A 9,512-nucleotide genomic window follows, 5' to 3' on the forward strand; every position below is an offset into this window, starting at 1 on the left:
AAGCTGGTATAAGAGAAAGTTCCCTGCGGGCATCCCCTGGTCTGCCCGCGTCTGGACAATAACAAGGAGTACACCATGCTTGGACGCATCACCCACCTCTTCCCGCTTTGGGCCCTGCTGTTTTCCCTGCTGGCCTACTGGCAGCCCGAGCCCTTCGTCGGCCTCAAGGGCCAGATAGTGCCGCTGCTGACCATCATCATGCTGGCCATGGGGCTGACCCTCAAACCCCAGAACTTCCTCGACGTGGTGCGCAACAAGAAGGCCATCGGCCTCGGGCTGGTATTGCAGTTCAGCGTGATGCCGCTGGCCGCTCTGCTGGTCAGCCTGTTGCTGGGCTTTGATGCCGAGTTGACCGTGGGAATGGTGCTGGTGGGCAGCGTCGCCGGTGGCACCTCTTCCAACGTGATGTGCTATCTGGCCAAGGGCGATGTGGCTCTCTCCATCACCATGACAGCTCTCTCCACCCTGCTCGGGGTCCTCGTCACCCCCCTGCTGGTGCAGCTGCTGGCTGGCAAGAGCGTCGACGTGCCGGTGCTGGACATGCTGCTGAGCCTGGTGAAGATAGTGCTGATCCCTGTGGTGTTCGGGGTGGTTGCCAATGTCTTCCTCCACTCCCTGACGGCACGTATCGAGCCCGTGCTGCCGCTCGTCTCCATGGCCGCCATCGTCATGATCATCGCCATCGTGGTCGCCCTCAACGCAGGGCAGTTCGCCAGCATCGGCCCCATCGTGGCGCTGGCGGTGATCCTGCACAACGGCATCGGCATTGTGGCGGGCTACTGGGTCAGTCGCTGGCTGGGCTTTGAGGAGCGGATCTGCCGCACCGTGGCCTTCGAAGTGGGGTTGCAGAATTCTGGCCTCGCCACGGCGCTGGCCATGAAATTCTTCACTCCCGCCTCGGCCATGGCTGGCACCCTCTTCTCGGTCTGGCACAACCTGTCCGGCTCTCTGCTGGCCGGGGTCTGGGCCAAGCGACCGCTTTCCCGGCCTGCTGGGACCCTGGAGCAGCGCGCTGGCTGATCAGGGGGCGCAAGATGAAACAATAAGGGGCCATGGGCCCCTTGTTGTTGTTTGAGCTAGGGAAGGTGCGAATAAGTCATATGGCACGAGAGCATTTACTGGTAACCCATTGATATTAAATGACTAAAATTTTCATTTTTTGTTCTTGGGATACTTGTTCGCACTTTCCCTAGTCGAGCGCCAGCACCATGCAGATCTCGCAGGCGTCGTGGCCTGTGCAGCCAAGGGGCCCCGGCAGGTGTTCGAAGCCCAGGGATTCATAGAGGGCGGTGGCTTCCCGCAGCACGGCGGTGGTCTCCAGATAGCAGCGCTGGTAACCCAGGGCGCGAGCCTCGGCCAGCGCCTGCAGCACCAGCCGCCGTCCCAGCCCCAGCCCCCGCAGGGCGGGCAGGAAGTACATCTTCTGCAGCTCGCATACATCCGCTGCCCCCGCCAGCGGCGCTATGCCGCCCCCGCCAAGAATGGTGCCGTCCGGCCCCTCAATCACCCAGTAGCGGCTGCGCTCCCCCTGATAGGTCTCGTGGAGAAAATCGAGGTTGGGATCCGCTACCCCGTACCCCTTGTCGGCGGTGAGGCCGTATTCGGCGGAGACGGCGCGCACCACGGCGGCGATCCGGGGATTGTCGGCCGGGGTGATGGGGCGGATGACGAACCCCTGCTGGCGGCGGGCGCGGGAGAGGGCGCTGCGATAGAGCCGCATGCCCTCCCAGATCTGCTCGCACTCGGCGGGGGAGAGCTGGGCCAGGGCCCCCGCCATGGTCTCGTCCATCTGCCGGTGCAGCTCCTCAAGCTGTGCCTTGCCCGGCTCGGTGAGGCTCGCCTCCTTGCTGCGCCCGTCCGAGGGGTGGGGTTGCCAGGCGATCAGCTCCCGCTCGGCGAGGCGGGCCAGGGGGCGGCTGGCGTTGGACTTGTCGATGCGAAGGCGCTCGGCAAGCTGCTGGTTGGTGGCGGGACCGTTCTCCAGCTCGATGAGCAGGTGGGCCTCCAGGGGGCTCAGGGCCAGCGAGCCGCACTGCTGGGAGAGCATGCCGAGTTCGCGTACCAGTTCCCTCGACAGGGCGCGCAGGGGGCGGGGATCCATGGGGTTGTCTCCTTGTGATGGCATTTGGTTGTTATGCGCAACCAATACCATCTTTTGGTTGTTGATGACAACCATTTGCGTGAAAAAGGGCGAAAGACAGGCAGAAAAAAGGGCCCGGGAGAGGGCCCAAACATTGGAAACCCGCGCGGGGGCGCGGATCCCATCCTTGGTCTGGCAAGGTGCCGGCGAGGGTTAGACCAGCTCGGCCAGCATGGTGTCGGCATAGGGCACCAGGGCGTCGCCCTGTTTCACCTTGGCGAGGTAGTCCGGGTTGGCGATGAGGGGGCGACCGATGGCGACGAGGTCGAAGCGGTCCGCCTCGATGGCCTCGAGCGCGGTCTCGGCGCTGTAGTTGCCCACCCCCACCAGGTGGCCGTCGTAGCGGGCACGCAGGTAGTCGGAGGCGCGGCCGTCCAGGTAGTCGAAGGTGAGGCTGTCATCGAAGATACCCAGGTGCAGATAGGCCAGAGTACGCTGGTTCAGCTCGGCCAGCAGGTGGTCGAACACGGCGCGATCCCGGGCATCCCCTTCCAGGTGCACATAGGCGCCGGGGGAGAGACGAAGGCCGGTGCGATCCCCGCCAATGCGGGCGGCGATGGCATCCACTACCTCGAGGGCGAAGCGGCTCATGTTCTCGGGGCTGCCGCCGTAGTTGTCGGTGCGCAGGTTGCTGGCGTGGTGCAGGAACTGATCGATGAGGTAGCCGTTGGCACCGTGGATCTCCACCCCGTCAAAGCCCGCTTCGATGGCGTTGGCGGCGGCCTGGGCGTAATCCTCGACCAGCTGGGCGATTTCGCTCCCGGTCAGGGCGCGGGGTACCTGATAGACCAGCTCGCGCATGCGCGGCACCGTGCCCTCATGGGCGACGGCGGAGGGGGCCAGCACTTCGGCGTGGTGGAAGAAGGGGTGGGAGAGACGGCCCACGTGCCACAGCTGGGCGAAGATCTTGCCGCCGTTGGCATGCACGGCGCTGGTCACTTTCTTCCAGCCGGCGATCTGTTCGGCGCTGTAGAGCCCCGGGGTATTGGGGTAGCCCTGCCCGTCCGGACGGATGATGGTGGCTTCGGAGATGATGAGGCCGATGTCGGCGCGGCGGCCGTAGTAGGCGGCCATCTGTTCGGTGGGCACCAGACCCGGGCCAGCCATGCAGCGGGTGAGGGGGGCCATCATGAAACGGTTCGCGAGGGTGAGGGTGTCGTTGAGGCGATAGGGCTGAAACAGGGTATTCATGATCGTCTGTCCTGAGGGAGTGATTCTTGAACGGGCATTCAAGACGTTTTTTGGTTTGTGTGCAAGTATTTTTTGAACAAGCATTCAACATGGATTGACGGGGGAGGCTGGGGTAAACTTGCCGCCCTGTTTTTTCCGTCCCGCGGGACCTTGCCACCGGAGACCCCATGCGCAGCGCCGAATACGATCGGGATGCCGTCTTGCGAAACGCCATGGAAGCCTTTCGCGCCAAAGGCTATGCCAAGACCACCATGCAGGAGCTGGTGGCCGCAACCGGCCTGCACCCCGGCAGCCTCTATGCCGCCTTTGGCAACAAACGCGGCCTGCTGCTGGCGGCGGTCGATCACTATGTGGCAGAGAAGGGAGCCCTGCGCCGTCGCTGCCTGGCACAGCCCAGTCCGCTGGCGGGGCTGCACGCCTTCCTCGAGCAGGTGGTGGACGATGCCCTGCAGGGCTCCTGCCTGCTGACCCGCACCCTGATGGAGCTGGCGGAGCAGGACGAGGAGCTGCACCTTCGCTTCAAGGCCATCTACGGCGAGCTGGAACAGGATCTGGCCGGGCAGCTGGCCCTGGCAAAGGCGCAGGGAGAGCTGGCAAAAGAGGGGGACATCCCCACCCTGACCGCCTTCTTGCAGGTCCATATCCAGGGACTGGTCACCTTCGCCCAGTGTCACCCCGACCGCCCTCTGCTGGCCGGTGTCGTTGCCCGGATGATGAGCGCCCTGCGGGCGTGATGGCGAAGATGTAAACAACAAAGGCTCCCGCGGGAGCCTTTGTTGTTGCTGGGCATGCCCCTCGCAGCAGGGTTTTTGCCCCCTTCTCCCCCTTGCGGGAGCCATGGTTGTTTCTGGGGATGCCACACGCCGCTGGGTTGTTTGCTCCCTTCTCCCCTTGCGGGAGCCATGGCTGTTTCTGGGGGAGGCCACACGCCGCTGGGTTGTTTGCTCCCTTCTCCCCTTGCGGGAGCCTTTGTTGTTGCTGGGATGCCACACGCCGCCGGGTTGTTTGCTCCCTTCTCCCACTTATTTACAAAAGAATGGTAGAAGGGCTGGGGATGAGGGGAGGGCTCGTGCTCAGCGCAAAGAGAGCAAAAGAAGTTCCAGTACGGCCTCTATCCGACTCAATACATCGTTATTCCACACCCGGATCACCCGAAAGCCCTGCTGATTGAGGTAGGCCGTTCTTGCGCCATCATGTTGCCGTCCGGCCGGTTCGTTGTGCTGTGACCCATCTACCTCGATGATCAGCCTCTGCTCAAGCGAGATGAAATCGACAATGTAGGGCCCGATGGGCATCTGGCGACGGAATTTCACCCCAGCCAGGCGGCGGTCGCGCAATTGCAGCCACAGTTTCTGTTCGGCAAGGGTGGCTTCTCGCCTCATGCGCCTGGCAAACGGATGGGTTCTCATGGTGCTTATCCAGAGCTGTTTGAACCTATTAGATATAGCCATTCCCCGGTCTGGTGACTGAGTGGGTGGCGTCCCCTCACCCTGGCCCTCTCCCAGAGGGAGAGGGGACAGATCGAGTAACAGTTGTCATCTTGTTGGTCATCTCGGGGCCATCGTGAACTGATGAACTGATGAACTGATGAACTGATGAACTGATGAACTGATGAACTGATGAGCTGATGAGCTGATGAATCGACAGGTCGATGTGCTGGTGGGATGTATTTCGCCCTAGCAGACAGGTTGTTTGCGATGCTGCCAGTGGCGCAGATCCGCTCCCTTCTCCCCTTGCGGGAGAAGGGTTGGGGATGAGGGGGGGAGTCACACGCCGTCGGGTTATTCAGGAGTCACCAGCTCTTTCATCAGATGCTTGAGCCACACCTGGGCCGGCTGCTGCGCATGCTGCTTTGGTATGCCAGACGCTGCGGGTTTACGCGGGGCTGACCAGATCCTTCATCAATGCCTTCAACCAGATCAAGGCCGGTTGCTGGGCGTGGACCGGATGCCAGACGCAGTTGAGGTGATAGTCCGGCACGTCGTCGGGCAGGGGCAGGCTTTTCAGCGGCCAGTGGCTGGCGAGCAGCTCGGCCACCATGCTGGGCAGTACCAGCAGGTGGTCGCTCTGGCTCACGATGGCGGCGGCGGACATATAGCTCTGGCTGTTGACCGAGATGGTGCGGTTATGGCCCAGGCTCTGCAAATAGCGGTCGAGGCTCGCCTCCGAGGTGCCGAGCGGCGAGTGGAACACATGGGGCATCTCGATTAGCTGGTCGAGGGTGATGCGCTCCTCCTCCAGCTCCAGGGTGGCGCGCACCAGCCCGGCCAGGGGTTCGGTGAGCCAGGTCTCCTTGCCCAGATACCCCGGCACCTGCATGTACTCGTCAAACCCCAGCACTAGATCTATCTCGCCGCTCGCCAGCTCGGCTTCGGGCAGGGTATCGCGCAGGATGCGGATTTCGATGGTGACGCCGGGGGCCAGCTTCCTGAGGCGCTGGATAAGGGGCGGGATCAGCACGCATTCCACGTAATCCGTGGTGCAGAGCACGAAGCGGCGCTTCGACTGGCGCGGCGCGAACTCGTCCTCCTCCCAGAGTTGCTGCTCCAGCAGCCGCAGCGCCTGCTGCACCCCCAGATGCAGCCGCTGGGCCCGGGGAGTCGGCAACATCCCCTGGGGCGTGCGCACCAGCAGCGGGTCGCCGAGAAAGGCCCGCAACCGGCCGAGGGAGTGGCTCATGGCGGGCTGGCTGATAAAGAGCGATTCGGCGGCGCGGGTCACGCTCCCTTGCGTCATCAGGGCGTCAAAGGCGAGCAGCAGATTGAGGTCGAGCTGGTGCAGTTTCATGGGGGGATTATTCGCCGTGTTTATGGGACAATTAATCCTATTCATTTGATGGATGGGCGCGCAACTTCTTACACTGCGACCCACTCTTATTTTTTCAGGGTTCCCAGGCAAATCGGGGGCCTCAATCCATGCAAGGAGCCTTGCGATGAGCATCAAGACCATGAATTCCACGCCGGCCGCCGACGGCTTCACCATGCCCGCCGAGTGGGCTCACCAACAGGCCGTCTGGATGATCTGGCCGTTCCGCCCGGACAACTGGCGGGAAGCCGGTCGCTTCGCCCAGGCCACCTTCGCCAAGGTGGCCGATGCCATCGGTGGCGCGACGCCGGTCTTTATGGGGGTGCCGGCCCAGTTTATGGAGCAGGCCCGTGCCATCATGCCCGCCCACGTCACCCTGGTGGAGATGGCCAGCGATGACTGCTGGGCCCGCGACACTGGCCCCACCGTGGTCACCAACGCCGCAGGCGAGTGCCGTGGGGTGGACTGGGGCTTCAACGCCTGGGGCGGCCACAAGGGCGGCCTCTACTACCCCTGGGATCAGGACGAGAAAGTGGCGGCACAGATGCTGGAGCAGCACGGCATGGATCGTTACGCCGCGCCGCTCATCCTGGAAGGGGGCTCCATCCATGTGGATGGCGAAGGCACCTGCCTGACCACCGCCGAGTGCCTGCTCAACGAAAACCGCAACCCGCACCTGACCAAAGAGCAGATCGAAGCTCACCTGCGCGACTATCTGGGTGTCACCAGTTTTATCTGGCTGGACGAAGGCGTCTACATGGATGAAACAGACGGCCACATCGACAATATGTGCTGCTTCGTGCGCCCAGGTGAAGTGGCCCTGCACTGGACCGATGACGAGAACGATCCCCAGTACGCCCGCTCCCTGGCCGCCCTCAAGGTGCTGGAAGCGGCGGTCGATGCCAAGGGTCGCAAGCTGAAAGTGTGGAAGCTGCCCCAGCCGGGCCCGCTGTTCTGCACTGAAGAGGAGTCTACCGGCGTCGAGAGCGGCAGCGGTGTGCCGCGCGAGGCAGAAGGCCGTCTGGCCGGTTCCTACGTGAACTTCCTCATCACCAACGATCGCATCGTCTATCCGCTGCTGGATGCCGCCACCGATGGCGAAGCCCAGCGCATTCTGGAAGAGATCTTCCCGGATCACACCGTGGTCGGCGTACCGGCCCGCGAGATCCTGCTGGGCGGTGGCAATATCCACTGCATTACTCAGCAGATCCCCTCCGGCAAATAAGAACCGGATGACGATCCTGCTGCGAGACCGTGATCAAGGCTCATGTGCTGCTCGCTTATGTGAAACCGAGGGCTCACGTATGTTAATACGCTCCGGTTCCTGCGCTGCTCTTCACTGAGCTTCCGGCCTCTCGCGACGGGTCGTAAACCGATTCCAAGCCAGCCGAGGTTGGTATTCAAAACCCCACTCAGTGGGGTTTTATCCCTTGATGACGTGATGGTCGCAGGCGCCGATGCGGCGATCATCATGACAAACAGTCACCCTTTTACAGGAGATCCCCATGATCGAAGTGACCGAGGTTTCCATTGCCGAGCTGCGTGCCGCGCTCGAATCAGGCCGCACCACAGCGGTCGAACTGGTCAAGGCCTATCTGGCCCGGATCGAGGCCTACAACGGCCCCGAGACTGCCACCAAACTCAATGCCGTGGTGGTCGCCAATCCCGATGCGCTGAAAGAGGCCGAAGCTTCCGATGCCCGCCGTGCCCGTGGCGAGACCCTGAGCCCGCTCGACGGCATCCCCTACACCGCCAAAGACAGCTATCTGGTCAAGGGGCTGACCGCCGCCTCCGGCAGCCCGGCCTTCAAGGATCTGGTGGCCCAGCGCGATGCCTTTACCGTTGAGCGCTTGCGCGCCGCCGGTGCCATCTGCCTTGGCAAAACCAATATGCCGCCGATGGCCAATGGCGGCATGCAGCGCGGCGTCTATGGCCGTGCCGAGAGCCCCTACAACGCCGACTACCTGACCGCGCCGTTTGCTTCCGGCTCCTCCAACGGCGCTGGTACCGCCACCGCCGCCAGCTTCTCCGCCTTTGGTCTGGCCGAAGAGACCTGGTCGAGCGGCCGTGGCCCGGCTTCCAACAACGGCCTGTGCGCCTACACCCCGTCCCGTGGCGTCATCTCGGTGCGCGGCAACTGGCCGCTGACTCCAACCATGGATGTGGTGGTGCCCTATGCCCGCACCATGGCCGATCTGCTGGAAGTGCTCGATGTAGTGGTGGCCGACGATGCTGATACCCGTGGCGATCTGTGGCGCATGCAGCCCTGGGTGCAGCTGCCCAAGGCCTCTGAAGTGCGTCCGGCTTCCTATCTGGATCTGGCTGCCAAGCCCGATGCCCTCAAGGGCAAGCGCCTCGGCGTGCCGCGCATGTTTATCAACAAGGATGAACTGGCCGGCACCAGCGACAACCCCGGCATCGGCGGCCCGACCGGTCAGCGCATTCATACCCGCGAGACCGTAATTGCCCTCTGGGAAGTTGCGCGCAAGGCGCTGGAAGCCGCTGGCGCCGAAGTCATCGAAGTGGACTTCCCGCTGGTCTCCAACTGCGAAGGGGACAGACCCGGCGCGCCGACCGTGTTCAATCGCGGCATCGTGAGCCCGGAGTTTCTTAATGACGAGCTGTGGGAGCTCTCCGGCTGGGCGTTCGACGACTTCCTGCGCGCCAATGGCGATCCCAAGCTCAACAAGCTGGCCGATGTCGATGGGCCGAAGATCTTCCCCCACGACCCGGGCACCCTGCCGAACCGCGAGGGCGATCTGGCGGCGGGCATGGACGAGTACGTCAATATGGCCAAGCGTGGCATCAAGCGCTTTGACGAGATCCCCACAGTGCCGGATGGCCTGCGCGCTCTGGAGAAGACTCGCAAGCTGGATTTGGAGGACTGGATGGACGGGCTCAAGCTCGACGCCGTGCTGTTCCCCACCGTTGCCGACGTCGCCCCGGCTGATGCGGATGTGAATCCGGCCTCCGCCGATATCGCCTGGAGCAATGGCATCTGGGTTGCCAACGGCAACCTCGCCATCCGCCATCTCGGCGTGCCGACCGTGACAGTCCCCATGGGCGTCATGGCCGATATCGGTATGCCGGTGGGCCTGACCTTCGCCGGTCGCGCCTATGACGACAACAACCTGCTACGCGTCGCCTCGGCCTTCGAGTCCACCGGCAGCAAGCGCAGGGTGCCGCCACGCACGCCGCCGTTGGGGTGATAGGTTTTGGGATTAATATCCTGTATGGAGATGGTATTCACCTGACAGTTGCCCACAAAAGGGAGTGGTCATACGGCTTCAAACCGGATAACAAAACGGTACCCCTACCGTGTTATCCGGAGTCACCGTATGACCACCAACGAGAAAGTAGCACGTCGTAAACTCAG

The 9,512-nt window shown here is 63.1% G+C and carries 8 protein-coding genes; 4 read left to right on the forward strand and 4 right to left on the reverse strand.

The window, feature by feature from the left end; genetic code table 11:
• Positions 1–75: 75 nt before the first annotated feature.
• Entirely contained in the window at positions 76–1,020 is a 945-nt protein-coding gene (locus J9893_RS10460; protein WP_113069659.1) for a bile acid:sodium symporter family protein, read from the forward strand.
• Positions 1,021–1,189: 169 nt separating this feature from the next.
• On the opposite strand, the gene J9893_RS10465 is transcribed toward J9893_RS10460, so the two are convergent.
• Positions 1,190–2,101: a bifunctional helix-turn-helix transcriptional regulator/GNAT family N-acetyltransferase gene (locus J9893_RS10465; RefSeq protein ID WP_113069660.1), complete on the reverse strand. Its 912-nt coding sequence runs from the start codon at positions 2,099–2,101 to the stop codon at positions 1,190–1,192.
• 192 nt (positions 2,102–2,293) lie between these two features.
• The gene (locus J9893_RS10470) at positions 2,294–3,331 is read right to left on the reverse strand and encodes an alkene reductase (protein WP_041214552.1); all 1,038 of its coding nucleotides are present in this window, start codon (positions 3,329–3,331) and stop codon (positions 2,294–2,296) included.
• Between the two features lie 167 nt (positions 3,332–3,498).
• Between J9893_RS10470 and J9893_RS10475 the strand changes: the two genes are divergently transcribed.
• On the forward strand, positions 3,499–4,065 hold the full coding sequence (locus J9893_RS10475) for a TetR/AcrR family transcriptional regulator (RefSeq protein ID WP_010672924.1): 567 nt from the start codon (positions 3,499–3,501) through the stop codon (positions 4,063–4,065).
• A 339-nt stretch (positions 4,066–4,404) separates the two neighbouring features.
• Here J9893_RS10475 and J9893_RS10480 read toward each other — a convergent pair whose 3' ends face one another.
• Positions 4,405–4,740 (reverse strand): endonuclease domain-containing protein, encoded by a 336-nt coding sequence (locus J9893_RS10480; RefSeq protein ID WP_210600620.1) that lies wholly within the window; start codon positions 4,738–4,740, stop codon positions 4,405–4,407.
• Positions 4,741–5,206: 466 nt separating this feature from the next.
• Complete coding sequence (locus J9893_RS10485; protein ID WP_210600618.1) at positions 5,207–6,118, reverse strand: LysR family transcriptional regulator; 912 nt, start codon at positions 6,116–6,118, stop codon at positions 5,207–5,209.
• A gap of 145 nt (positions 6,119–6,263) precedes the next feature.
• On the opposite strand from J9893_RS10485, the gene aguA reads away from it, so the two are divergent.
• Together aguA and J9893_RS10495 are read left to right on the forward strand one after the other, a co-directional pair.
• On the forward strand, positions 6,264–7,361 hold the full coding sequence (aguA, locus tag J9893_RS10490; protein WP_210600616.1) for an agmatine deiminase: 1,098 nt from the start codon (positions 6,264–6,266) through the stop codon (positions 7,359–7,361).
• A gap of 280 nt (positions 7,362–7,641) precedes the next feature.
• On the forward strand, positions 7,642–9,345 hold the full coding sequence (locus J9893_RS10495; RefSeq protein WP_210600614.1) for an amidase: 1,704 nt from the start codon (positions 7,642–7,644) through the stop codon (positions 9,343–9,345).
• The last annotated feature ends 167 nt before the right edge of the window (positions 9,346–9,512 follow it).

Source organism: Aeromonas sp. MaB10011B (assembly GCF_017939325.1).
Lineage (GTDB): Bacteria > Pseudomonadota > Gammaproteobacteria > Enterobacterales > Aeromonadaceae > Aeromonas > Aeromonas caviae.

Excerpts from the sequence above, each read along its gene's own strand:
- J9893_RS10460 (WP_113069659.1), top strand. The coding sequence starts at position 76 with ATGCTTGGACGCATCACCCACCTCTTCCCGCTTTGGGCCCTGCTGTTT.
- J9893_RS10465 (WP_113069660.1), bottom strand. The coding sequence starts at position 2,101 with ATGGATCCCCGCCCCCTGCGCGCCCTGTCGAGGGAACTGGTACGCGAA.
- J9893_RS10470 (WP_041214552.1), bottom strand. The coding sequence starts at position 3,331 with ATGAATACCCTGTTTCAGCCCTATCGCCTCAACGACACCCTCACCCTC.
- J9893_RS10475 (WP_010672924.1), top strand. The coding sequence starts at position 3,499 with ATGCGCAGCGCCGAATACGATCGGGATGCCGTCTTGCGAAACGCCATG.
- J9893_RS10480 (WP_210600620.1), bottom strand. The coding sequence starts at position 4,740 with ATGAGAACCCATCCGTTTGCCAGGCGCATGAGGCGAGAAGCCACCCTT.
- J9893_RS10485 (WP_210600618.1), bottom strand. The coding sequence starts at position 6,118 with ATGAAACTGCACCAGCTCGACCTCAATCTGCTGCTCGCCTTTGACGCC.
- aguA (WP_210600616.1), top strand. The coding sequence starts at position 6,264 with ATGAGCATCAAGACCATGAATTCCACGCCGGCCGCCGACGGCTTCACC.
- J9893_RS10495 (WP_210600614.1), top strand. The coding sequence starts at position 7,642 with ATGATCGAAGTGACCGAGGTTTCCATTGCCGAGCTGCGTGCCGCGCTC.